Annotated in this window: 21 protein-coding genes and 2 pseudogenes; 12 read left to right on the forward strand and 11 right to left on the reverse strand. The window is 56.6% G+C overall.

Features of this window, described 5'->3' with window-relative positions; translation table 11 throughout:
* Window positions 1-209: 209 nt before the first annotated feature.
* The gene (locus NDI54_RS19950) at window positions 210-377 is read right to left on the reverse strand and encodes a DUF1931 family protein (RefSeq protein ID WP_310898124.1); all 168 of its coding nucleotides are present in this window, start codon (window positions 375-377) and stop codon (window positions 210-212) included.
* A gap of 78 nt (window positions 378-455) precedes the next feature.
* Window positions 456-1316, reverse strand: a complete 861-nt coding sequence (locus tag NDI54_RS19955) for a hypothetical protein (RefSeq protein ID WP_310898125.1) — start codon at window positions 1314-1316, stop codon at window positions 456-458.
* A 61-nt stretch (window positions 1317-1377) separates the two neighbouring features.
* Here NDI54_RS19955 and NDI54_RS19960 point away from each other — a divergent pair, with 61 nt between their 5' ends.
* From NDI54_RS19960 to NDI54_RS19975, 4 genes are all read left to right on the forward strand, one after another.
* A complete protein-coding gene (locus NDI54_RS19960; RefSeq protein WP_310898126.1) occupies window positions 1378-1737 on the forward strand; it encodes a hypothetical protein in 360 nt (119 codons plus the stop codon).
* Window positions 1738-1800: 63 nt separating this feature from the next.
* Window positions 1801-3210, forward strand: a complete 1410-nt coding sequence (locus tag NDI54_RS19965; protein WP_310898127.1) for a DEAD/DEAH box helicase family protein — start codon at window positions 1801-1803, stop codon at window positions 3208-3210.
* Window positions 3197-4549 (forward strand): DUF790 family protein, encoded by a 1353-nt coding sequence (locus NDI54_RS19970; RefSeq protein ID WP_310898128.1) that lies wholly within the window; start codon window positions 3197-3199, stop codon window positions 4547-4549. The genes NDI54_RS19965 and NDI54_RS19970 overlap by 14 nt, the downstream gene beginning before the upstream one ends.
* Before the next feature lie 585 nt (window positions 4550-5134).
* The gene (locus tag NDI54_RS19975) at window positions 5135-5500 is read left to right on the forward strand and encodes a hypothetical protein (protein WP_310898129.1); all 366 of its coding nucleotides are present in this window, start codon (window positions 5135-5137) and stop codon (window positions 5498-5500) included.
* Window positions 5501-5528: 28 nt separating this feature from the next.
* On the opposite strand, the gene NDI54_RS19980 is transcribed toward NDI54_RS19975, so the two are convergent.
* Both NDI54_RS19980 and NDI54_RS19985 read right to left on the reverse strand, forming a co-directional pair.
* The gene (locus tag NDI54_RS19980; RefSeq protein ID WP_310898130.1) at window positions 5529-6002 is read right to left on the reverse strand and encodes a hypothetical protein; all 474 of its coding nucleotides are present in this window, start codon (window positions 6000-6002) and stop codon (window positions 5529-5531) included.
* 306 nt (window positions 6003-6308) lie between these two features.
* Window positions 6309-6416 (reverse strand): annotated as a pseudogene (locus NDI54_RS19985) (site-specific integrase); the annotation flags it as partial.
* Between the two features lie 60 nt (window positions 6417-6476).
* Here NDI54_RS19985 and NDI54_RS19990 point away from each other — a divergent pair.
* Together NDI54_RS19990 and NDI54_RS19995 are read left to right on the forward strand one after the other, a co-directional pair.
* Complete coding sequence (locus NDI54_RS19990) at window positions 6477-6803, forward strand: UPF0175 family protein (RefSeq protein WP_014030574.1); 327 nt, start codon at window positions 6477-6479, stop codon at window positions 6801-6803.
* The gene (locus NDI54_RS19995) at window positions 6800-7306 is read left to right on the forward strand and encodes a twitching motility protein PilT (protein WP_310898131.1); all 507 of its coding nucleotides are present in this window, start codon (window positions 6800-6802) and stop codon (window positions 7304-7306) included. The genes NDI54_RS19990 and NDI54_RS19995 overlap by 4 nt, the downstream gene beginning before the upstream one ends.
* A 2-nt stretch (window positions 7307-7308) precedes the next feature.
* Here the strand turns inward: NDI54_RS19995 and NDI54_RS20000 are convergent, their stop codons facing one another.
* Window positions 7309-7620 (reverse strand): hypothetical protein, encoded by a 312-nt coding sequence (locus NDI54_RS20000; RefSeq protein ID WP_310898132.1) that lies wholly within the window; start codon window positions 7618-7620, stop codon window positions 7309-7311.
* A 235-nt stretch (window positions 7621-7855) separates the two neighbouring features.
* Between NDI54_RS20000 and NDI54_RS20005 the strand changes: the two genes are divergently transcribed.
* The 4 genes from NDI54_RS20005 to NDI54_RS20020 all read left to right on the forward strand — a co-directional run bounded on the left by NDI54_RS20005 (window position 7856) and on the right by NDI54_RS20020 (window position 13195).
* Window positions 7856-8728: a ParA family protein gene (locus tag NDI54_RS20005; RefSeq protein WP_310898133.1), complete on the forward strand. Its 873-nt coding sequence runs from the start codon at window positions 7856-7858 to the stop codon at window positions 8726-8728.
* A complete protein-coding gene (locus tag NDI54_RS20010; protein ID WP_310898134.1) occupies window positions 8725-9120 on the forward strand; it encodes a hypothetical protein in 396 nt (131 codons plus the stop codon). Before NDI54_RS20005 ends, NDI54_RS20010 begins: the two co-directional genes overlap by 4 nt.
* Before the next feature lie 185 nt (window positions 9121-9305).
* On the forward strand, window positions 9306-10604 hold the full coding sequence (locus tag NDI54_RS20015) for a tyrosine-type recombinase/integrase (RefSeq protein WP_310898135.1): 1299 nt from the start codon (window positions 9306-9308) through the stop codon (window positions 10602-10604).
* Between the two features lie 644 nt (window positions 10605-11248).
* Window positions 11249-13195, forward strand: a complete 1947-nt coding sequence (locus NDI54_RS20020) for a glycoside hydrolase family 127 protein (RefSeq protein WP_310898136.1) — start codon at window positions 11249-11251, stop codon at window positions 13193-13195.
* 5 nt (window positions 13196-13200) lie between these two features.
* Here NDI54_RS20020 and NDI54_RS20025 read toward each other — a convergent pair whose 3' ends face one another.
* From NDI54_RS20025 to NDI54_RS20045, 5 genes are all read right to left on the reverse strand, one after another.
* Window positions 13201-14016: an IclR family transcriptional regulator gene (locus NDI54_RS20025; RefSeq protein WP_310898137.1), complete on the reverse strand. Its 816-nt coding sequence runs from the start codon at window positions 14014-14016 to the stop codon at window positions 13201-13203.
* Window positions 14017-14220: 204 nt separating this feature from the next.
* Complete coding sequence (locus NDI54_RS20030; protein WP_406600212.1) at window positions 14221-15321, reverse strand: ABC transporter ATP-binding protein; 1101 nt, start codon at window positions 15319-15321, stop codon at window positions 14221-14223.
* Window positions 15322-15331: 10 nt separating this feature from the next.
* Entirely contained in the window at window positions 15332-16204 is an 873-nt protein-coding gene (locus NDI54_RS20035) for a carbohydrate ABC transporter permease (protein WP_310898139.1), read from the reverse strand.
* On the reverse strand, window positions 16201-17112 hold the full coding sequence (locus NDI54_RS20040) for a carbohydrate ABC transporter permease (protein WP_310898140.1): 912 nt from the start codon (window positions 17110-17112) through the stop codon (window positions 16201-16203). Before NDI54_RS20040 ends, NDI54_RS20035 begins: the two co-directional genes overlap by 4 nt.
* A 34-nt stretch (window positions 17113-17146) precedes the next feature.
* Entirely contained in the window at window positions 17147-18370 is a 1224-nt protein-coding gene (locus NDI54_RS20045) for an ABC transporter substrate-binding protein (RefSeq protein WP_310898141.1), read from the reverse strand.
* Window positions 18371-18715: 345 nt separating this feature from the next.
* Between NDI54_RS20045 and NDI54_RS20050 the strand changes: the two genes are divergently transcribed.
* Entirely contained in the window at window positions 18716-20638 is a 1923-nt protein-coding gene (locus NDI54_RS20050) for a glycoside hydrolase family 127 protein (RefSeq protein WP_310898142.1), read from the forward strand.
* A gap of 1537 nt (window positions 20639-22175) precedes the next feature.
* Window positions 22176-22547: a tautomerase family protein gene (locus tag NDI54_RS20055; RefSeq protein ID WP_310898143.1), complete on the forward strand. Its 372-nt coding sequence runs from the start codon at window positions 22176-22178 to the stop codon at window positions 22545-22547.
* A gap of 154 nt (window positions 22548-22701) precedes the next feature.
* Here the strand turns inward: NDI54_RS20055 and NDI54_RS20060 are convergent.
* Window positions 22702-22828: pseudogene (locus NDI54_RS20060) on the reverse strand (NAD(P)/FAD-dependent oxidoreductase); the annotation flags it as partial.

The following is a 22828-nucleotide window of genomic DNA, read 5'->3' on the forward strand; positions in this document are numbered from 1 at the left end:
TCATATACTCAACCGTCACCGCAGAAAGTATACACAAAATTGGAATCTAAACCTGCATCGTGGTAGCATCCCAAGACCCGCAACGATTCAATTGGCGTTGGAGTTTGTCCTAAACACACGATTGGCTAGAGATTCACACCTGGACAGATGTCATCAACGGAACCGTAACCGACCGGGCGATAAAGAATGTCGTCCTCGTAGAGATACACCTACAAGTCCTGTGGCATCACTGTCTGTCGCTCGTTCGCTTCGGCCCGGCGAGCGGCATCCTCAAGTAGTTCTTCAACCTTCTCGTCCAGAGCTTCGTAGAAGTCTGCCGAGATTGGGTGGTCGTCCACTGTCTCCCGTACGCCAGATTTGACTATCAGATCAGTCATACATTCAGAAAGCGAACACTCGGCCGTCTAAATATTGTCGAATTACTCCGTAAGCTTCAGATTCAGCGGTAAGGTAAATTACAGGGTTAGGTCAGCGATCGTCCAGTCGGTGGGCAAGTCGCGGTCAATCCCTTCCTCAGTCACGATATCTCGAATCCGTTTCTCAACATCCTCGTCTAACACAAACTCGTAGTCAAGGTCCTCCTGCCACTCCCAGTACCGTGGAATTGTCGGGCTAAATTCGCTGACCGTACCGGCGGGAGCATCTAACAGGTACCGTGGTCCCGAGATCTCGCCGGACCGATATGGGAGCGTCTGTCGAACTGCTTCGTCATTGATCAGTTGCTCCAGCAATTCCATCGCTGAATGCTGGTCGGCGTAGAACGCGTGTTCGAGCATCGCATTCACGAGTGGAAGACCTGTTGAGGCGTGCTGATGAATGTTGTCCGCAACCGAGTGGTCAGGATGCCCGATTCCCCAGCCGTACGGATGGAGTGCCTCTCTAATGAAATCGTATCCATCTCCCTCAATCTGGTCGAGAATTGAACTGAAGAACGCCAGAGCGGGAACGGGAATAGCATCGACACTATCTGACAGTCGGGTACGGATGAGGTAGCGACCAGTGACGTTCTGGAGGATTGTCGTTACATGTGGGAACCCATCGGTTGTCTCTGGATGGTATGCGTTGAGAAACTCTTCGAGGAGTCCCCACCCTTCGGTCTGTATTGCGTCGTCAAGCACGGTGATGAGTTGTTCTCGATAGGCTCTGGAGATACTACGGTAGCGGTCGGATTCTCCGTCCTCATGTGCGGTCGATAACCGCGTTTCGTACGTTGCGACTGCCCGTGTGAGAGCGGTCACATCTCCGTCGTCAGCGTTCGCTAACTGTTGGTCAAGTCCGTCCAGTTCAATTTCGTCAGGACGGCGGTCTGTTGTCATTACCTGTCCTAACAACAACTGGATGCGTAATGTTTGTGCCACAGAATGACGAGACTAGCGTATGACCGAGACGTATGCTCTCAGTATCCGCGTCGAATCCTACAAATTCGACGGGGAGTTCTATCTCGTCGGCGACGAATACGACACCGGTGAAGAAGTGCTGAAGCACGTGGCAACCGACCATATCCTGGCAATGAAGCAACGTCCACACGCCGCCGAGTACCTGCTTGAAACGCTTCAAGAGGGCGAGAACGTGAGCAAATCTGAGTATGAGCAGGCAGAACCAGATGTCTCCTGTGGACTCCACTTCGATGTTGACCACCAGCAGTTTCGGTTCTGGGTCGGGGACTACTCCATAGACATTGGGAGACAGCCGACAAAGAGCGACCTCCGCTCAATCGCCGACAACCTCTCAATGTAGTATTCTTCCGTTGGTGTGTTGCCCCAGCAAGGACAAGTATCCGACCCGCATAGAGAGAGGTGAATGCGTCTCTCATTTGATGATGGCACACTTTTGCTTGAAGACGCTCCTGACGCTGTGCCGTATGCCGAATGGGACGACCGCGTCGACGAGTATCGGGCGCAAGCACAGCACTACCGCCCCATTCAAAAGTGGGCAACCCAGTCCAATGGACAAGCGACCCTCGAAGAATCCACAGCGACTGTCGATAAGGTAGAGGATGGCGCTCGTGCCTACTCGGAACTCTATCTCACACCGTCTGTTGCTATCGAACCACGGGAGTACCAGCAAGACGCTCTCTCGGCGTGGCAGAACAACGACCGACAGGGGAGTGTTATTCTTCCAACAGGGAGTGGGAAAACGTTCCTCGCTGTCCAAGCCATTGCAGACGCGGGCGTGAGTACGCTTGTGGTCGTGCCAACCATCGACCTGATGAACCAGTGGCACGCGACTCTCACCAACGCCTTTGGTGACCAGCTCCCAGACGGTGTGGGTGTTCTCGGCGGTGGCAGCCATAATATAGCGGACATCACGGTGACGACCTACGACTCTGCCTACCGCTATATCAACGAGTATGGCGATCAGTTCGGGCTTCTCGTTGTAGACGAGGTACACCACCTACCAGCGCCGACATATCGGCAGATCCCCGAGATGACCATTGCTCCATATCGGTTAGGACTGACCGCAACGTACGAGCGTGCTGACGGAGCACATGAAGAGTTGGAGGACTTGCTTGGGACGGTTGTCTATCGGGAGGCGGTTGACGAACTTGCTGGCGAGTATCTCAGCGAATACGAGACTATCCATCTCCAAGTTAAACTCACAGACGAGGAACGGACAACGTACGACGAGGAGTACCAGATATACCGTGACTACGTGGATAGCCACGATTTCGAGCTCTGGAAGGAGAACGGATATCAGGAGTTCCTCAAACGAACGTCGTATGACCCGCAGGGACGACGGGCGCTTATTGCCAAGCAACGGGCGGAAAACATCGCTCGTACTGCTGAAAAGAAACTGGATACACTCGACAATCTGCTGAAGCGACACTACAACGACCGAACTATCATCTTCACCGCAAACAACGAGTTCGCGTACGAGATCTCCCAAGAGTTCGTCGTGCCCTGTATCACACATCAAACCGAGACTGACGAACGGACAGAGATCTTGGAGCGGTTTCGAACGGGTGAGTACTCGATGTTGGCTACGTCACAGGTACTGGACGAAGGGATTGATGTCCCCTCTGCAAACGTGGGCATTATTCTCTCTGGAAGTGCCTCAAAACGGCAGTACGCACAACGACTTGGGCGAATTCTCCGGCCAACAGACGACCGCCAACCCGCCCGTCTCTACGAGATTATTGCTGAAGACACGGTGGAAACCTATGTCTCTGAGCGGCGACGACAGGGGGTGACAGCGAATGCTGACAGCTGACCTCGCACGCTCGCGGACGTCTGAGGGAACCATCACGCCGTTGTTCATCGACACCAGCGAGCAACAGTATCGAGAGACGGCCGAGGAACTCATCCAGATTTTCGAGGAGCATCTTGGTGAACCGAAAGGTGAGCTAGAGGACACCATTGACCAGCTCACCATCGCAGATACGGACTACAAGGTCGTCCAAGGACTGGCGAAACTGCTGAAAGATGAGTGTGAGTTTGAGACGGTTGCTCCAGTTGAGCCACGTGAGATTCGTCAGCGATTGTTCGAGAAGGCAAATGAGTCGTATCCGATTGTTCGCCATCCCACCCTCGGTGAGGATACGCAGAAGCTAGAAGTATACAGTTCCGTTGCTGATGCGTTGGGTATCACACTTGAAGAGTGCCACCAAGGGATGTACGCCGACTTGGAGGAACACAAGCGACTTGGTCGGTTTGGACACCACGTTTCCGATGAATACCAGGATGCGGAGGAGTCCTCTACTATGAGTCAACTGACGGGTGATAGCGAGGAATCCTACGCAGCGGATACAATAACAACTGACTGGCTTCTCACCCGCTATAATCTCGCGTTAGCACAGGCTGTCCTCTACGATGCCACCGAGATGCGGGTGCGGGTCTGGGACTCGTTTGCGACGATCTTCAGTTACATGAAATTGTTCGGGTTGATGCACCGCATCTACCCAATCGACAGCAACGGCAATCGCGTGGCGAGTACCGATGCAGCAGATGGATACGAAGCTACGTTAGATGGGGCGGCGTCCCTCTTTTCGAAATCGCGGAAGTATGGGATACGGATGGCGAACTTTCTGCCAGCACTCCCGTTGTGTGACCGCTGGGAGATGGACGCGGACATCCTGGATGACGGGGGTGGATCGACTACTCAGACGCTTTCGTTTGAGCTTGACCACACCGATGACTTGTCCTCACACTATGCTGCTCAGAGCGATTTCGACTCTGACGTGGAACGGACACTCTCACAGAAGTGGGACCGTGCGAACACGGACTGGGAACTTGTACGGGAAGACGACGTACTGGACTTAGGGGCGGAGGTAATGCTCCCAGATTTCGCTATCGAACATCCGGACGGTCGGCGAGTCATATTCGAGATCGTTGGCTTCTGGACACCGGAGTATCTTGATGAGAAGCTGGCGAAGATACGCGAGGCGAACCGAGATAATCTCATTGTCGCTGTGTCTGAGCGATTAGACTGTTCGTCTGAGGATTTCGATGGGATGGATGACCGTGTGCTATGGTTCAAATCGGGGATCCATGTCTATGATGTTGTGGAGTTGGCTGAGGAGTATGCCGTTGAGACCCTGCCAGCTGAGTAGGTCGGTCTGTCTCGTTTCACCGTGTTCCCTGTGGGCTCTAAGCACGGGGTGGCAGGATTCAAAAGAAGCGGTCAGTTTATGAATGAGTTGACGCCGCAGGAAGTCTGTCGGACTCAATATCTGCGTACGTATGGGACTGGTTTGAGTATAACTCATAGCGGGAGCGCAGTAGGCTCTGGAGGTCTAGCGAAGCGAAAGAGGAGAGTACGGGGAATGGAGCGTGTGAGGAGGGCATGTCAGAGGGCACTCGGTGGGCTCCAGCCCCAAGCGGGGAACGGGCGGGGGCGATGGTGGGCAGGTGTGTCGGATACTTTTCGGGGACCGCCTCCGACTGGCGGCTACCTACATCTACTGGCCGATGTGTACTAAAACCACAATGCGAGTTTCTGACTCTGAAAATCCAGCGTAGGGTCTTGTAGTATCGGCGTTAGCAGCATGTCGTGACTCGCGAATAGCCCAGTCCTGACAGCGGGGAAGATAACGACGATTGTGGTCCTTTTCCAACCCGCCCGCCGCAGACGCCCAATAGGCGGCCACTGACGGTAACGCTGCGGACATCTTTATTCACGATCAAGAAGCAGAACAATGAGCGACGACCCGGACCTCGACCAGCTGCGGGAAGCGACCGACCACGGCGACCGTCTCGACGAGGCCGCCGGGGCGGATGTGTATGAGGACCTCCGCGAGAGTATGGTCGAGTACTTGGAGGAAATCGTTGAGGGTGGGCGTCAAAAGACGGTGTCCGTGTGGGACGGCGATATTGCGGCGCTCATGGCCGCGCTGGAGGACCACCCCGAACATCTCCAGGCGTACGGCGAGACCCTTCGCGAGGAGTTCGACTTCGGCGGGACCGAGCCGCCTGACCGGAGCGAGGTCCTTCGCCTTGCCCTTCGCCTCGGCCTCCGGGAGGCCGCGCCTGATGATATGGAAACCGCCCGGAAAGCAAAGTAAGACCACGCTACACGCGGGCTATAGGTTCCTATAGGAATACCTGTAGAATCCTATAATCATTGTTACTCAAAGAGACGCCGCCCGTGGATCTATACCGCAAATTCGTATACCTGCTCAAGTAACTCAGGCAATTCGGCAGAAAGGTCTTTTTGGGCGCTGAGTGTTGGCCCACTGCAGCCGTCGCGCATTTACTCAATATTTTAGCCAATTTATGAACTGTTTCAACCTCCTCATCAGGATACCCTCGCCTCTCCCCAATTACTCCAAGTTTCGCCATCCCCTTCCCATACTGCTCCATACCGTTTGACAACCCTTCGCGATCCGGTTCATATGAAAAACAAATACAATGTCTCCTTGCCGCTTCCGCTTCGGTAGCCATGTCGATTACTTGCTGTTTCCACTCGGTATGGTCGTCCTCGCCTTTAACAAATTCCTTGATCACCCTACTACCTGCGGCGTTCGTAACTCCGGGGAGAGCTGATGTAATCCATGGCTCTACCATACTATCAATTTGTTAACAGGGGGAGGAACTTATGCCAATTGCTGGGAAGATATGCCTCCTCGCCGAAATTGAAAACACCCGCACCTATTGCACGCTTTTCCACAAACACGCAACCGTAGAAACCGAAAGCGGCGCGTGAACCCGTAGACGGTCGAAATCAGCTTGCCGATTTAATTACCCTGTCGCTGTTAGTTGCATGAAGCTGAAACGGTGCGTGAAACGTTTGGATAGAGCCCATCGTTTTGTCTACTCAACGGACTGGATACGCACCCGCTTGCTCAGATGAGAGTTGGAAGTCCCCGGGAGTCACACTTCGGCCTCGGCGAAGGCTTCGTTGATAACACCTTCGCTGGGTGCGATGAGGTACGGTTCGATGGCGGCGAGGCTATCCCACCCGCCGACGGCCAGTCCAACAACCCAGCACTACTTCGTCGCAATTCATATAATGTATGCAGAGTTAGAATCTAGTAAGCCATGTCTCGAACCACTGCCACTATTCCGGATGATCTAACGGACCTCATGGAGGGGGCGGTCAAAGCGGGCATCTTCGAAAATAAGAGCGACGCAATCCGCCATGTACTCCGTGAATACTTCGAAGAACACGAGAATGCACGGGTTGCGGCTGCTGTCTCATTGTATGAAGAGGAGCGAATTACGCTCGGGACTGCTGCTCGGCTTGCTGGATTTAACCGCTTCGAGATGCGAGACATCCTTCGCGAGGAGGGTGTTGAACTTCGATTTGGACCGGAGGACATGGACGCCGCACGCGATGAAATAGACGTGGCTCGGAATCTCGAATGACAGGTGCGCCTGCTAACGCGACCGTTCTCAATACAACTGTTCTATCGAACTTCGCGCAGGTGGATCATATCGAACTCATAGCGGACCTGCCACGACTCGTCACGGTTCCTGCTGTCCAGATGGAACTCACTGAAGGAGTTGAAACACATCGCTATCTCGAACACGCATTAACTGCGCTTGAAAAAGATATTCCTGTCGTTGAGCCATCAGCGGAGGCACACCAAATCGAGCAGTCCCTCTTGGAAACGCTTGACCCGGGTGAGGCTCAAGCACTGGCAGTTGCAGATGACGTTGCTGGAACGGTGATCACCGATGATGGTGATGCACGTGCGACTGCGAATCAACGGGGCATCGAACTAACTGGCTCGATTGGGTTGCTAGTACGTTCTGTTGAGGCTGATCGCATTACAGCAGCGACCGCAGACACGTATCTTAAACGCTGGATCGACGAGGCTGGGTTTCACTCACCCGCTCGGAATCTCGATGTGTTCCTCGACGAATAGCGTCAGCATGAACGACTGATATCCCGATCACGCTTAGTGCAGATCTGGGCGGTGGCTGGGTTCGGGTTGCGGTGGTTATTCTCTCGATCATCTATAGTCTTCACTGTCAGTGTGCCCTTCGAGCGCGGAATCTCGGCCTGTTCGTAGGGTACCTCGATCTTCTCATCCCACTCGTCCGCGTCGTCGGCCCATTCTTCGGGCGTGTCGACGGCGACCGCGTCGTCGTGGACCTCACGAGTGTTCTGGTCAAGCGCCTCGACGTCGATACGCTCCAACGCCGACAGGGCTTGGTGGGTGCAGTCTTCGTCGCTCATACGCTAACCAACACAATCGGCAAAATAGGGCTTTTGGCGGGCTATTAGCGGTTTGTGTTGGTTAGCCAGACGCCCTGTCATCAATGTGTTCACACCCCACCACTTCCAAGCAGTACTACCAGGTGCTAATAACGTATGTTACTAACACTAATTGCTAATATTACTAATATATACTACTAACAAGCATTAGTAACCCACGGTAATTATTAGTGATAGCAACACACAGGTATAACACATGCTGGCATATACGGTGTATAGCGAGGCTGGCGGCGTCGGCAAAACGACGACCGCAGCGAATCTCGCACACGCCCACGCGTCTAACGGACTCAAGACACTGGTTATCGACCTTGACCCACAGGAGGCCTCACTCTCCTACGTCTTCGGCGTCGATGGCGATCGCGATGACGGCGAAGCTGACAACCTCGTCCGGCATATGGTCGGACGAGCGAAAGGCCCCTTCGAGGACCTCATTCGAGAGGACACGGGCGTCGACAATCTGGATGTCATCCCAGCCCACAACATGCTCTCGGGCTTGGACACGGCGATGCGTCGCGCCAAAGAGACCGAGGAGCAAATGAATCCTGATGTCGAGTGGGTCGAAGAGGAACAACTCTACCAGCTACTCGGCCGCAACGGCATCCACGAAGAGTACGACGCGATAATCTGCGACCCGCAGGCCTCCGAGGGCCAGGGACTGTACAACGCGGTCATGGTCACGCAAACGGTCCTGATACCAGTCGAACTTTCGGGTAAGGGCTCGCTCAGTATCGACGGCCTAGAGCAACTCGTCGACGGCCTGGAGAACAATCTCGACATCGAAGTTGGCGTACTGGGAGTGGTTCCGGTCGCGTTCGGCGACACGACAGGTCAGCAGCAACATCTCGAAACGCTGCAAGAGGATGTCAAATACGACGTTCCGGCGGTGTTCCGGAAGCGTGAGTCGCTGATGCAGGAGATGTGGGACGCACGGGCCACTGCCTATCAGGTCGTTGAAAATGCGTACAAGGACGGTGAGAAGGGCGTTCGTCGTGTTCCTGACCGGGAGCATGAAACGCTCGAAAAGTACGACGAACTCGCCGTGGAGATCGAGGAGGCGTTCGACGCATGAAGTCCGGTGCTGGCTCTCCGTTTGAGGACGACTTCGACGAAAAAGAGGACACTGAGGAATCCGAATCGTCTGAAGTCGAATCCGAAACTGAATCCATCGCGACGGATACGAAGGTGGAATCCGATACGAGTTCGGAGACAAGCCAACCCAGCGACTCACTCCCGTACAAGTACCGCCGCGATGGCGTCCAAGACGGCCGCAGTCATGCTAACCTCTTCTTACGGGAGGAAGCCGAAGAGCATGTTGAGGACGTCGTGGATGCGATGGAGGAAACCTTCGAGACCGAGTCGGTCTACAAAATCGACGTACTCGAAGCCATTGTTCTGGCTGCCAACGAAGACTCTCGGACAGTTGCAGACGAGTTGCGGAAGATGGGCTACGGGATGAAATAGCGAACCGATTGTTTTCGAATGCCTGACCATCTCTAGTGCTGATTTCTATTCGAAAGAATATACGATAATTCTATACAGCGGTATACACTTTAAAGCAACATTTGCCAAATCACCGTAGAGCCATAAGTCTGGTATACGTCTGCTGTGGCAACAGAACTATAAGATTTCAATGTGTTTAGCTCTGTATGCCGCAATCGGCTGATTCAGATTCAGAACCCGGAAAGCACGACACTTCCCCCGGGATTGAGCGGACCAAGCCTTGGCACTCCGCCGACGACGTGCCTTGGACACTGCTCACCGAGGGCCAACTCGCCGACGCGTACGAGGCCGTCGTCGCCCCGGCGTTGCGACGGGAAGGCTTCGACCCCGAGACCGACCGCCCCTCCTACGAGTGGCTCTCGAACAACGGCTTCCGCGGACTCACCTACGCGCTAAAGGAATACCACGACACGACCTTCGCCACGTTCTGGGAGAACACACTCGGCTACGACACCGAATCCAGCGGGTACGACTGGGATATCGAACACGACGCGACCCGCGAGTCCTTTCAGGAGTATCTCGACGCCAAGCAAGCGGCCGCCGACGACTGGACGGACAGCACACGTGAGACCATGCGGTACCGACTCGCCCGCTACGCTCGTTCCTATCGAGAACGGCACGGCACCGACGATCTCCTCTCGCCCGTCGACGCCGACAGCGACATCACGGAGACCGAAGCCGTCGACCACTGCCGAGAGACCTTCGCCTACATGTCTGGGGAGTACGCTGAGTCCACCATTGCACGTGTGCACGATGCAATCCGGACCTGGTATGGCTGGCTCGTGGAACGGCGTGTGGCCACTGTCAACCCCACGAACGGCGCTGAGGATTGGTTCTCGTGGGCTCGCTCCTCGGACACTGACCCGGTTGCCCTCGAACCCGAGCACGTCCGGGCGATGTTCGACGCGACAATCACCAGCCGCGACCAGATGCTCATCGTCGCCCTCGCGGGATGGGGACTACGGGCGGGCGAAGTCGCGGCGCTGCACCAAGACCAACTGCATCTCGACGCCGACGACCCGTACATCCAGTTTGATGAACGAAAAAACGGCCCGGGGACCGTCGCCATCGTCTTCGGCGAAGATGTAGCCCGCCGTCACATCTCTCGCGTTGATGGCTATCTGTTCCCCTCGGAGCGCTCGAAAACCGGCCACGTGGACGGCACGACAATCTCGGGCTGGTTCCACGACCTAGCCGACAAGGCCGAGGTTCCCGAGGAGATCGACGGCGTCGCCCGAAAGCCCCACATGGGTCGACGGTTCTGGTACGACGCCTATTCGAGCACGACCGAGGACCTGCTGAAACACGTTCAGGATATCGCCGACGAGCAGGGGAGCGCGAGCGCGAAAGTGGTGTTCGAGGATTACCTGACCGACGAACGCAAGAGAGAACTCCGCCGGGAGTTCATGCGAGAGAAACTGAGCGCCGCCTTCGGTAGCGAGTAATCATAGAGATTAGCAGAGCTTCCATACCTTGGGAGTGATTATGCCAATAATCGCCACCGTAACGCTCTCCGGCGTAGTCGGGAGGCGCGCCGGGATAGTCTGTCGGGTGGCTGCGGCCGGTTCGACGCCGCTCCTCGGTCAACGCCTGACACACCGACGTCCTCGGTATGTAGGACGGCGACCGCATCGATGTCTGAGAGGCGTTCGAAGGCGAGCCGGAGGAACCCGTTGGAGACACCAACGCGTAGACGGTGAAGAACTTGAACGACGGAACGCCCGCCTCGACGACCGCCTCAAACTCGTCGTCGACGAAGTCTTTGACCACCTCGTCGAACAGGCCTCCTGGCGCGGCCAGCTAGACTTGACACTCCACCATCCCCTGTACCCCTCGATTCCCAGGGGCTGAACTCCATCGAAACAATCCGAGAGGTAACTGTGCGAACGGCCTGTCCCGGGGCGGGCTGACAGTGGTACCGCCAGTGAGTGGCACCGTCGGCGGGATGTAGTCATCCGAACCAAGGTAGTACTCTACTCTGATTCGAATGCGTTCTCCTGTGTTTGCGCTATTCTCGGAATATTGTACTTTAAATATACCCGGTTACCACCTGCGGGGTTATTTATCGTATGAAGACCTTCGGACGCGTATGACCAGGCAATATCACTCACCCCCGCTCGGAGATGTCACAGTTCGAGATACGTTCTGGTTGCCGCGTCTGAAGACGAACTATCTCGTCTCACTGGATCATCAGTACGAACATCTTCAGGCCAACGGTTCTCTCGACAACTTCCGTCGCGTCGTCGGGGAAGCCGGCGGTGATTTCGAGGGGCCGCCCTTTATCGACGCGAACGTCTACAAGTGGGTCGAAGCCGCGAGCTACGTACTCGCGACCGACGACATGCCGACTCTCAGAGAGAAAGCCAATACCGTTCTCTCGCTGATTGAACAGGCCCAGGCGGACGACGGATATCTGTTCACGTATTTCATGCTCGGGGATAACTCGGGGCGGTGGTCGAACGTCACTATGATGCACGAACTGTACTGCGCCGGGCACCTGATCGAGGCCGCCGTCGCTCACTATCAGGCTCTCGACGACGAGCGGCTCCTGCGGGTCGCACGTGACCTGGCCGACCACATCGACGAGCGGTTCGGCCCGGATAAACTGGACAAGATCCCGGGTCACGAGGAGATCGAACTGGCGCTCGTTCGGCTCTATCGCGTCACTGACGAGGAGCGGTATCTGGACCTGGCGGGCTATTTCATCGACCGACGCGGTCGTGACCCGTCCCCGCTGGCGGCCGAACTGCCAGAACTCGAACGGCTGATCGAGCGGGACTCTTTCAGCAAGGAACAGAAAGAGAGCGGCTGGTCCGTCGTCGGCTATCAGGACACGTTGCGCGATGAGTCCGGCGCGTACGATGGCCTCTGGGCGCAGGACCACAAACCCGTCCGTGACCAGGAACGTGTCGAGGGACACGCCGTCAGAGCGGGGAATCTCTATGCCGCTGTCGCCGCATACCTGCAGGAAGTCGACGACGACGAGCTGTTTACTGCGGTCGAACGCCTGTGGCAGAACATGGTGACTCGCCGCATGTACGTCACCGGCGGTATCGGTTCGAGCCCGGAGTCGGAGTCGTTCACTGCGGACTACGACCTTCCCAACGACACCGCCTTCGCCGAGACCTGTGCGTCTGCGAGCGCGATCTTCTGGAGCCACAACATGTTCGAGCTGACGGGGAACGGTGAGTACGTCGACGTGCTGGAACGCATCCTGTACAATGCCCTGTTGTCGGGCGTCTCGCTCGATGGGACGCGATACTGCTATTCGAACCCGCTACAGACGGACGACGAATATCACCGCAACGAGTGGTTCTACGTTGCGTGTTGCCCGCCGAACCTGTCCCGCGTGCTCGCGTCGCTCGGAAAGTACATCTACGCTCGGTCCGAGAGCGAACTCCTGCTCAATCTCTACGTGAGCAGTACCGTCGAAACGACCCTCTCGGGAACCGATATCACGGTCGAACAGACCACCGGGTATCCCTGGGACGGGGACGTGGTGGTTGAACTCTCTCTGGACGACTCGACGGAGTTTGCACTCGGATTCCGAATCCCCGGCTGGGCCGAACGCTGGGATATCACGGTCGATAGCGAGTCGGTGTCCGCCGAACCGACAGACGGATACGTGACAATCGAACGGGAGTGGCACGACGGTGATCACATTGAGGTCTCGCTGGCGATGGAACCGAACGCCGTCGTCGCACACCCCGAGGTCGAAAGCGACAGAGCACAAGCCGCACTACGTCGGGGGCCGCTCGTCTACTGTCTGGAGGACATCGACAACACGGAGCCGGTACAGCATCTCATTCTCTCGCACCCGGACTCGCTCAGTGCCCGGTACACTGAGTCGATACTTAACGGCATGACAGTCCTCGAAGGGAGGGCGAGCCTGCAGGACCTTCAGGAGTGGCAGGACATGCTGTACCGGTCTCTGGAGTCGGTCACGGAATCCGCAACAGATTTCACCGCGATACCGTACTACGCCCGGAACAACCGCGAATCCACGTCGATGACCGTCTGGATGCGGCTCGCCTGACTCGCTCAGTCACGGTTCGACGCTGGAACGGACCGCTCGACGTCCAGTTTCCGTTCGATGACGGCCGCGGCACGGACGACCTGTTGGCAGATCCGCTCCTCATACTCGCCGTTGATGCGTTTCGAGAGCCCGGTGACGGCGACGACCGCGAGCGGCTCGTCGTCATCGTCCAGAACGGGGGCAGCAACCGTCTTGTGTTGGACGTCCGTGAGATGGGATTCCGAGCGCGGTCCCGACTGGTCGGGTTCTGCGATGGAGGGGCCGCTTCCGTCGCGCTCGTTCGAGACGACGAACCCGTTGCGTCGCGCCTCCTCTAATGCCTCGGAGATGTCCGCGTCAGAATCCATGAACACGTCCGACGACGGGTACTCGTCAATCTCGGACCGGTCGGTCTCGGACTGGAAGGCCAGCAGCACCTTCCCGACGGAATGCTCCGTTATCGGGACTGTCGCACCGGCGGTGACGGACAGCGTCGCTTTCTCGCCCCTGGCGTAATGGAGTATCGTGACCACGTCGTCTTCTGGGACGGCGAGATACGACAGCTCGCCCGTTTCGTTCGCTAAACTGTCTATCTCCTCGTGTCCGTGCTGAAAGACCGACCGCTGATTTTTGATCTGCTCGCTAATCGTGAGGAACTTGAGCGACAGCTGATATGTCCCGTCGGATTTGAACGCCCACCCGTTCTCCTGTAGCGTCTGGAGATGGGTGTACACGGTGCTCTTATGATAGGGCGTGTCGTCTGCGAGTTCAGTCACGCCCGCACTCCCTTTCTCAAGCAAGAGTTCGATAATCCGAAACAGTTTCTCGTTCGATTTGAGCACGTGTGTTCCCTACAAGTGAAAAAAGATACGTGTTCACTAAACTCTGTCGACGGTGACGTGTGCAACGCCGCGGTTTCTGTGGGATTTCGGATGTCTCGCTCCGAGAAGGGACACCATCAGAGACGGACGTTTGTGCGGTACCTGCGAAAATATCCGTTGACAGCGACATACGGGCTGTCCGGGACAATCGGATGAGGCCGTCTGTTACACGAGGGCCGTGGATTCTTCGGAGGCCAGCGGTGGGTTGTACACGGCCTCATCGGCGGCATCGAACAGATGGACGTACTTCGGGTCAATCTCGACGCCGATGGTGTCGCCCGGATCGAAGTGTTTCGATCCGTCGACTTGCGCGACAATCGCTTCGTCTAGCTCCTCGATTTCCAGGTGGACGATGTTGTACGCGCCGATCTGTTCGAACACGGTGACTTCCGCCGAGAAGTCTCCCTCTCTGGCGGGAACGATGGTCATCTCCTCCGGTCTGATGCCGAGGGTTGCGGCGTCGCCCGAGAAGTCATCGGGTGCTTCGATAGCGAACGCGTCTGTCTGTATGGTCCCCGACGATTCCTCGAACCGACAGTCGAGGAAGTTCATCGAGGGACTCCCGATGAACCCGGCCACGAAGCGGTTCGCCGGCTGCGAGTAGACGACTTCCGGCGTGTCGATCTGCTGTAGGTTCCCATTGTTGAGGATCGCGACGCGATCAGACATCGTCATCGCCTCCTCTTGATCGTGCGTGACGTAGATCGTCGTCGTCTGTATCTCCCGGTGGAGCTGCTGGAGTTCGGCGCGCATCTTCACGCGAAGCTTCGCGTCGAGATTCGAGAGCGGCTCGTCGAGGAGGAATATCTCCGGGTCCCTGACGATGCTCCGCCCCAGCGCGACGCGCTGTTGCTGCCCGCCACTGAGATTGGGCGGATTCTTGTCCAGGTGCTCCTCGATACCGAGCATCGAGGCGGTTTCGCTGATCCGTTGTTCGATTTCTTCTTCGGGAACGTCGGTGTGTTCCAGCGCGAACGACATGTTCTTGCGCGCCGACATGTGGGGGTACAACGCGTACGCCTGGAAGACGAACGCGAGCTCTCGTTCCTGGGGCGACGCGTACGTCATGTCCTGCCCACCGAATTCGAGTGTGCCCGATGTAGGCGTCTCCAGACCAGCGATCATCCGAAGTGTCGTGGTCTTGCCACAGCCGGATGGGCCGACGAGCGTCAGGAACTCACCGTCCTTTATAGTCATCGACAGATCGTTGACCGCGATCAGTTCGTCGAACTGTTTCGTGATGTTGTGTAGTTGTATCTCCATTATCTCACCGTGGTTATTGCATTTCGAGGCCAGCGATTCCTTCGATGAACTGTTCCGAGAACACTGCGAACAGGATGATCACTGGGAGAGTCGCCAGCGTGCTCATCGCAAAGAGCTGATTGTAGACGGTTGCCCCGTGAATGCCCTGGAACGACTGAAGCCCGACACTGATCGTGTACAGTTGTTCAGACTTGAGAAACGTCAGTGCGAACAGGAACTCGTTCCACGTGAAGACGAAGATCAGCATTCCGGTCGCTGTCAGCCCGGACTTCACCAGGGGAAGGATCACGCTGAAGAATATTTTCCATTCGGGAATCCCGCCGATTCTGGCTGCTTCTTCCAGACTCTCGGGCAGGTTCGTCATGAAGCTGTGCAGGAGGAAGATAGAGAAGGCGAGGAAGAACGTGCTGTAGACGAGAATTAGCCCCAGCCGCGTGTCAACGAGCCCGAGGGTCGACAGCAGGTTGTACAGCGGAATGAGGAGGATCTGCGCTGGGATCATCAGCAACCCCAGGAACAGCAGGTAGATCGGATTCGAACCGGGGAAGTCGAATCTCGCGAGCGCGTAGGCCGCGGGGGTCGCGATCGCAAGCGTCACCAGGGTTGCTCCGCCACTGATGAGCATCGTGTTCAGGAACCATTGTCCCCACGGCCCGGTCTCCCAGGCCCCGAAGTACGGTTGCATCGTCGCCGGGCTCGGGACGAGGTTCGGCGGGAAGATCCCGATCTGTGAGGGGTCTTTCAGGCTCGTGGCGACCATCCAGTAGAGCGGGACCAGGACGAAAAGCGCCGCGAGCGAGACCGCGACGTAGCGGACGATCTGCTCCCATGAGGACCCTTCTTGGTCTGTATCGAGCATACTGGTGAGACGATCTGCGACACTCATATTTCGGTCCCTCCCGACAGCTTGATCGCGATGACCGAGAACACGAGCGCCATGCCGAACAGGATGAATCCGTACGCGGCACCCTTCCCGAAGTTGAAGTACCCGAACGCGACTTGGTAGAAGTGCGTCGACAGGATCTCACTGGAGTTCGAGGGGCCGCCGCCGGTCATGACGTATACGTGAGCGAACGCCCGAACGGAGTCGATAATCCCGAGAACGAGCGTGATGAGGATTGCCGGTTTGAGCAGCGGCAGCGTGATGTGTCGGAACATCGCCCAGCGGGACTTCCCCATGATCTTCGCAGCCTCGTAGACGTCGTCGGGTAGCCCCTGAAGTCCGGCGAGGAGGATGACCATGTAGTAGCCCGTCCGCTTCCAGACGACCATCAGCATCACGCTCGGAAGCGAGAGGTTCACCGAGTTCAGGAACCGGGCCGGTTCTTCGATGACGCCGACGGTCATCAGCAGCCAGTTAACCAGCCCATTGGGACTGAGCAACCAACTGAAAACGATGCCAGCCACGACGATTGGAACGACCACCGGGACGAAGATCAGCGACCGGAGGAACGACTGCCCCTTGATACCGCGATTAATCACCATCGCGAGCCCGAGTCCGAGAACGAGCGGGACGATGATCATGCCGATACTGAAGATGAGCGTGTTCTTGGCCGCTACCCAGAACAGCGGATCAGTCACGACGGCGACGTAGTTGTCCAGCCCGACCCATCTCGTCTCTCCCCCGAGGGTGATGACCTCCTGAAAACTCAGGAGGAACGTATCCACGAGCGGGTACGCCAGGAAGATGGCGACCATCACGAACGCCGGAAGCAAGTAGACGTACGGTCGCCAATCTAGCTCGCGGCTGTCGACCGTTAGCTTCCCTACCAGCTTGTCTTGTATTTCTGTCATCGTTGGTACTGTCGGACGGTATTGGTGACCCGTTTCATCCCTGCAGGATACTGTCTATCTTTGACTTGGCCTCTGATAGCGCTGCCTCGACTTCTTGCTCCCCCAACAGGGCCCGGGCCAATGCGTTGTTGAGAGGGTCCTGCATTTCGATGGTCTTGGGGTGCATTGGCGGTGCGTGTCCCTGCTCCATCGCCCGGGTGAACTCGTCGTACAGGTGGCTGTTCTCCTCGACAAACTCCGTTTCGAGGCCGCTCTGTCGTGGAGGCAGATATCCGATGTCCTCGACCGTCGTGCGCATGCCGTCCTCGGACTGTGACCAGCGTATGAACTCCTTGGCGGCGTTGAACTTCGCCTCGTTCTCGGTGATCTGTTGCGGAATGACGACACTGTTGCCACCGAGGAAACTCGACTGGGTGCCCCCTTCGGGCTTGGGGAACATCGCGGTGGCCATGTTGTCCCAGACCTCTGGCGCCTCCTCCTCGATGTGGGAGATGAACCCGGCCGAGTACGCCATCGATGTCTCCTGGTTCATGAACGACTGCAGCGTCCACGTGTCGTTGGAGGTCGGGTCCGTACACAGGTCCTCCTCGACCAACGTCTTGAAGAAGTTGACGGCGTCGACCGCGGGCTGTTCGTCGATCAGACACTCCGTCATCTCCTCGTTGAACAGTTTGCCCCCGCCGGCCCAGACGTGGGGCATGAAGAAGAATAGTTCCAGCCCGAGGGAGTTCGACCCGGCCAGGTTGAGTGACAGGGGTGTGTAGTCCGTGTTGTCCCTGATCGCTTTGGACGCGTCGATGAACTCTTGGAACGTCGCCGGCGGGCTCTCGGGGTCGAGGCCGGCTTCCTCGAAGTGGGCCTTGTTGTAGAGATAGACGCTGCAGTCGATCCAAAACGGGAGTGCGTGTACCGTGTCGTTCCACGTGGTGAAGTCGGGGGTAAGCGGCCCGAAGTAGTCGTCGTGCCCGAGATCTTCGTAGAACGACCCGAGGTCCGAAAGCGCTCCGAGCTGGACGAACCGCGGGAGGTAAATCACGTCGAGGCCGACTACTTCTGGGGCCTTACCCGCGTTGATCTCTGAAATGAGTGACCGGTATTTTTCCTCCGGCGGCTGGATACTCGCGGTCAATTCAACATCGTCGTGGGCCTCGTTGAACCCAGGCTCGTATGCCGCCATCGGGTCGTCCCGCTCACGCAGTGTGATCTGAACCGCGCCCGAGTTTGAGCCGTTCCCACCTTCGTTACTGTCCCCGGTCATACACCCGGCCAGACTGAGCGTTCCTGCAGTTGTGATACCTTGGAGTAGTCGTCGCCTGTTAATATTTGGCATGCAATCTGGATGGTCACAATGATTGGTTATAAATCTTCCCTTCGTATCCCCATAGTGGAGTGCCCGGTGATGAGGACTCGCACTCTTTTCGAGCGGAATCAACCACTCGGGAACTCACGAACCTCTCACTGGAGCCGCACCTCCTGTCCCGGTAGAGCGCTCTCTCTGGAGGTGCAGTGGCTGTATCAGTGCCCGTCGGTGGTGTCGCGGCGATGTCGTAATACAACCATCCTGGCAAAACATTTATATCCTTTGCTTATTCGAGTTTAACTGATGTGTGAGCAGCGACAGCCGATGTCAATAGAGAACGTACAAATTTCGGATGACTTCTGGCAACAGCGACGCGAGGTGATCCGCGAGAAAACAATAGAGTACCAGTACCAGCAGCTTCAGGAGTCCGGGACGCTGGAGAATTTCCGACGGGCCAGCGCGGGCGAGGAAGGCGGCCACAACGGCATGTGGTTCCAGGATTCGGACGCTTACAAGTGGATTGAGGCGGCGAGTTACGTTCTTGCCAACCACCAGGACCCCGAACTCGACCGCCGGGTCGACACCGTGATTGATCTGATCGCTACCGCGCAGCGAACGGACGGCTATCTCAACACGTACTTCGCACTCGAAGAGCCCGAGAAGCGCTGGACAAATCTCAACATGTTGCACGAACTGTACTGTGCAGGCCATCTGATCGAGGCGGCTGTCGCCCACTACAGAGCGACCGATAAGGAAACTCTGCTCGACGTGGCAACCGATTTCGCCGACCACATCGACCGGACGTTCGGCGACGAAGTCGACGGCGTCCCGGGCCATCAGGAGATCGAACTCGCTCTGATGGAACTTGCCGATGTGACCGACGAGGCCCACTATCGTGACCTCGCGAAGTACTTCGTCGATCTGCGCGGCCACGATGACCGGCTCGCCTGGGAGTTCAAGCATCTCGAGCAGATCGCCGGATACGACCCGGATGACAACGAGGGCGGCATCGCCGGCCAAGCCGCGGGCGTGTTCCTCGAAGACGGTGCATACGACGGCAGCTACGCCCAGGCTCACGCACCGCTGCGCGAGCAGGCGACTGTCGAAGGGCACTCCGTCCGGGCGATGTACTACTTCGCTGGGGCCACGGATATCGCCGCTGAGACGGGCGATGACGCCCTCCTCCAGCACCTCGATCTGTTGTGGCGAAACATGACTGAAAAGCGGATGTACGTCACCGGTGGAATCGGGTCCCAGCACGTCGGCGAGCGCTTTACCACGGACTACGACCTGCCGAACGACACCGCCTACGCCGAGACGTGTGCGGCGATCGGGAGCATCTTCTGGAACCAGCGGTTGTTCGAGGAGACCGGGGCGGCGAAGTACGCCGACCTCATCGAGCGGCAGCTGTACAACGCCGTGCTCGTGGGTGTCTCGCTGGACGGGACCGAGTTCTTCTACGACAACGTTCTGGCGAGCGACGGCGAGCACGACCGCGAAGGCTGGTTCGAGTGCGCCTGCTGCCCGCCGAACATCGCCCGCCTGCTCGCGTCCCTCGAACGGTACCTCTACGCGGTCGACGACGACGGGCTCTACGTCAACCAGTACGTCACGGGGACGGCGAGGCCGACGCTCGACGGGACGACGGTCACGCTGACGCAGACGGCCGACTTCCCCTGGGAGGGGACGGTCGAGATCGATGTCGAGGCTCCGGAGCCGACGGAGTTCGCCGTCCGTCTCCGCGTCCCCGAGTGGTCTTCTGGGGTGTCTGTCTCCGTGAACGGGGACCCGATAGCCGTCGACACCGACGAGGGGTACGTCACGATTAAACGGATCTGGGACGAGGATCGGATCACCGCCGATTTCGAGATGGACGTACAGGTCCTCGAAGCGCACCCGAACGTCGAGGCCGACATCGGCCATGTCGCCCTCCAGCGTGGGCCGCTGGTGTACTGTCTCGAAGGCGTTGACAACGATATTCCGCTGTATCAGTACGCAATCGACCCGGAGACGGAGTTCGAAGCAACGTATCACGAGGACCTTCTGGACGGGGTTGTTACCCTGGATGGAACGGCCACCGTGCCCTCGAAAGACGACTGGGACGGAGAACTCTACCGCTCGGCCGAGGAGACAGATGAGACAACCGCCCGGGTCACCGCTGTGCCATACTACGCCTGGAACAACCGGGGCCCGAACCCGATGCGAGTCTGGATCCGGGAAGCGTAGCGATGTGGGTGGTCCAGTAGGGGACTCTTTTTGTCCGGATGGGGAGGTCCGATAGTTCCCAGACTGGCAGCGTAGCGGATTGGAGAGTATACTGCTGCAAGTGCATCCCCTCGTGACGACGATTTGTTTATTGTGAGTAAACAATGTCAGTCATCCGCCCAGTCTGACTGTACTGACGCGCTCGATACTTCCGGAAGAATTAATATGTAAATTTACGAGTGAACTCCGGAAGCTCGAATATACACCATCATTCGGCATATTCTAATATTGATATTCCTAAGTGTTTTCCTGCCGGAATAAATCGCATAGGGAGATACGTTTACTCTGAATAAACGAATAGCGGCGAATACCAACAATAGTCCATGTAGAATAATCAACTGTGGACGGCATCGGCGACTGGCCTGTCCACCCTGTATTGCTCTGAGAATCACACTCATATGTATGTAAGTCGATCCAACATATTGATCCGGGTCACGTTCTTTCCCGTCCGAACGAGTCAGTCCGACGACTGACGTAGAACATACTGTTTCAGATCGAATCAGGTTATCTGAACACAGTGTTCTCGGGAGCCGCAAAAACATAACATCCGTACTATTGTTATTAATAGAGACTCATCCCTCCGGGAGTTGCTGTGGTGGGCCGATGCACCAATCACATTGAACCGTCTCTCAGTAGCAGATATTGTATCACAGGTGTTTCATTCAAGTGCTCACGCGGTAGTTGGAATTCGGATTCCAAATCGCTCCGCGTCCCGGAGCCCCGGAAACCCTGCGTTCCGGCGTAGTCGGGATCGAGATGTCATGTCTCGTTTGCACACGTTGCTCTCATGAACGACTCTATGAGGAAGGGGACAGAACCCCTCAAGTCAGGAACAATGAAGGGATTTGCATGCTGTTTCTTTCCAAAGATTGGTAGCTGTTCAAACGCCCTCACTCAGATCGATACGTGAAACTAAACTCTCATAAATGGCTTCAAATATCGGGTTATATGTATTCAAAGAGAAATCGTCACTAGCACATCCCAAACTTACCGCTATTGACACCTTCTTGACCGAATATAGATTTATATCTGTATCAGACGGACACATTTGTCGGTAGATAGCGTATCCGATCAAGTAACTTGCCACAACTTGCACTCCGATACAAGCGTTCTCACATTCCTCTATGTGCTTCATACATATAACAACCGAACGTCGTCGACCGCGAACGAGCAGGGTTGTTTGCCACGGTTCGTGCGTCCTGTATTGGCTTGTTATATAAGGCCAAATCTTGATACTGCTTACGCCATTCCTTTTTTGTATGTGGTTTACTTTGACACAGTTCCAGCGATCATTCCGGAACGAGATTCGGGGGCTTGCGAAGGCAATACAGCCTGTTGTCGACAATGGGCATAGAGCGGTTCAGTTCAACGGTGATTTCGGACACTATGTCGAACGCTACTCCCGAGACGTGAAAACCCTTACAACAACAGCTAGTCTGAGTGAGTGGCAGGTGCACGGACATGAAAGAGCGACGGGAGACCAGCAGGAGTGGGTTACATGCCATTAGTTACTATTTCACTTCTGGAAGGGAAGTCCGATGAGTACCGCAGAACCATAGCGAGCAGGGTTAACAAGGCAGTTCTTGACACACTCGATTTTCCACCAGATGACCGTTATCAGCTCATTCGAGAGTTCCCCTCACAGGATTTTGAGTTACAGGAGCGGGAGGGTGATCGGATCGTACTTGAGCTGACAATGCGTGCTGGACAGGCTCGTGAAGACAAACAGGCGTTTTACGCCCGTGTGACTGAACTCTTGAAGCAGGAGCCAGGAATTCCGCCAGAAAATGTGATGATCGTCATTACTGAAAACAGCGAGGAAGACTGGTCTTTCCGGAATGGCGTGGCCCAGTTTATAAAAAACAGCTGACCAAGTCCAGTGAGGTCATCACAGCTCGGGTGGGACCGTGGGTATTGTATCGTCCAATTCAGTAGCTTTCGCTGTCTAGTTCTATGAGGAAATGTCCCGCGCATCTGTTGCGGTTTCACTTCACTTTGAGCGTAGGTTTTTACAAAGGCTCCTGCTACATGTCGGGCCAGGCCTTGGCGGCCCGACCGACGCCGGTCACGTCGTTGATCCAGCGGGCGGCAATCGCTTTCTTCAGCAGTTTCGCCGGCAGCCCGCCAAACGTCTCGATGGGCATGTTCATC

The organism is Haloarcula terrestris, assembly GCF_031624315.1.
GTDB classification, from domain to species: Archaea; Halobacteriota; Halobacteria; order Halobacteriales; family Haloarculaceae; genus Haloarcula; species Haloarcula terrestris.

Coding starts and splice junctions, on each gene's coding strand:
- NDI54_RS19990 (WP_014030574.1), top strand. CDS start 6,477: ATGTCTCGAACCACTGCCACTATTCCGGATGATCTAACGGACCTCATG.
- NDI54_RS20005 (WP_310898133.1), top strand. CDS start 7,856: ATGCTGGCATATACGGTGTATAGCGAGGCTGGCGGCGTCGGCAAAACG.
- NDI54_RS20045 (WP_310898141.1), bottom strand. CDS start 18,370: ATGACCGGGGACAGTAACGAAGGTGGGAACGGCTCAAACTCGGGCGCG.
- NDI54_RS19995 (WP_310898131.1), top strand. CDS start 6,800: ATGACAGGTGCGCCTGCTAACGCGACCGTTCTCAATACAACTGTTCTA.
- NDI54_RS20000 (WP_310898132.1), bottom strand. CDS start 7,620: ATGAGCGACGAAGACTGCACCCACCAAGCCCTGTCGGCGTTGGAGCGT.
- NDI54_RS20015 (WP_310898135.1), top strand. CDS start 9,306: ATGCCGCAATCGGCTGATTCAGATTCAGAACCCGGAAAGCACGACACT.
- NDI54_RS20055 (WP_310898143.1), top strand. CDS start 22,176: ATGCCATTAGTTACTATTTCACTTCTGGAAGGGAAGTCCGATGAGTAC.
- NDI54_RS19965 (WP_310898127.1), top strand. CDS start 1,801: ATGCGTCTCTCATTTGATGATGGCACACTTTTGCTTGAAGACGCTCCT.
- NDI54_RS19955 (WP_310898125.1), bottom strand. CDS start 1,316: ATGACAACAGACCGCCGTCCTGACGAAATTGAACTGGACGGACTTGAC.
- NDI54_RS20040 (WP_310898140.1), bottom strand. CDS start 17,112: ATGACAGAAATACAAGACAAGCTGGTAGGGAAGCTAACGGTCGACAGC.
- NDI54_RS20050 (WP_310898142.1), top strand. CDS start 18,716: ATGTGTGAGCAGCGACAGCCGATGTCAATAGAGAACGTACAAATTTCG.
- NDI54_RS19970 (WP_310898128.1), top strand. CDS start 3,197: ATGCTGACAGCTGACCTCGCACGCTCGCGGACGTCTGAGGGAACCATC.
- NDI54_RS19960 (WP_310898126.1), top strand. CDS start 1,378: ATGACCGAGACGTATGCTCTCAGTATCCGCGTCGAATCCTACAAATTC.
- NDI54_RS20020 (WP_310898136.1), top strand. CDS start 11,249: ATGACCAGGCAATATCACTCACCCCCGCTCGGAGATGTCACAGTTCGA.
- NDI54_RS20010 (WP_310898134.1), top strand. CDS start 8,725: ATGAAGTCCGGTGCTGGCTCTCCGTTTGAGGACGACTTCGACGAAAAA.
- NDI54_RS20035 (WP_310898139.1), bottom strand. CDS start 16,204: ATGAGTGTCGCAGATCGTCTCACCAGTATGCTCGATACAGACCAAGAA.
- NDI54_RS19975 (WP_310898129.1), top strand. CDS start 5,135: ATGAGCGACGACCCGGACCTCGACCAGCTGCGGGAAGCGACCGACCAC.
- NDI54_RS19950 (WP_310898124.1), bottom strand. CDS start 377: ATGACTGATCTGATAGTCAAATCTGGCGTACGGGAGACAGTGGACGAC.
- NDI54_RS19980 (WP_310898130.1), bottom strand. CDS start 6,002: ATGGTAGAGCCATGGATTACATCAGCTCTCCCCGGAGTTACGAACGCC.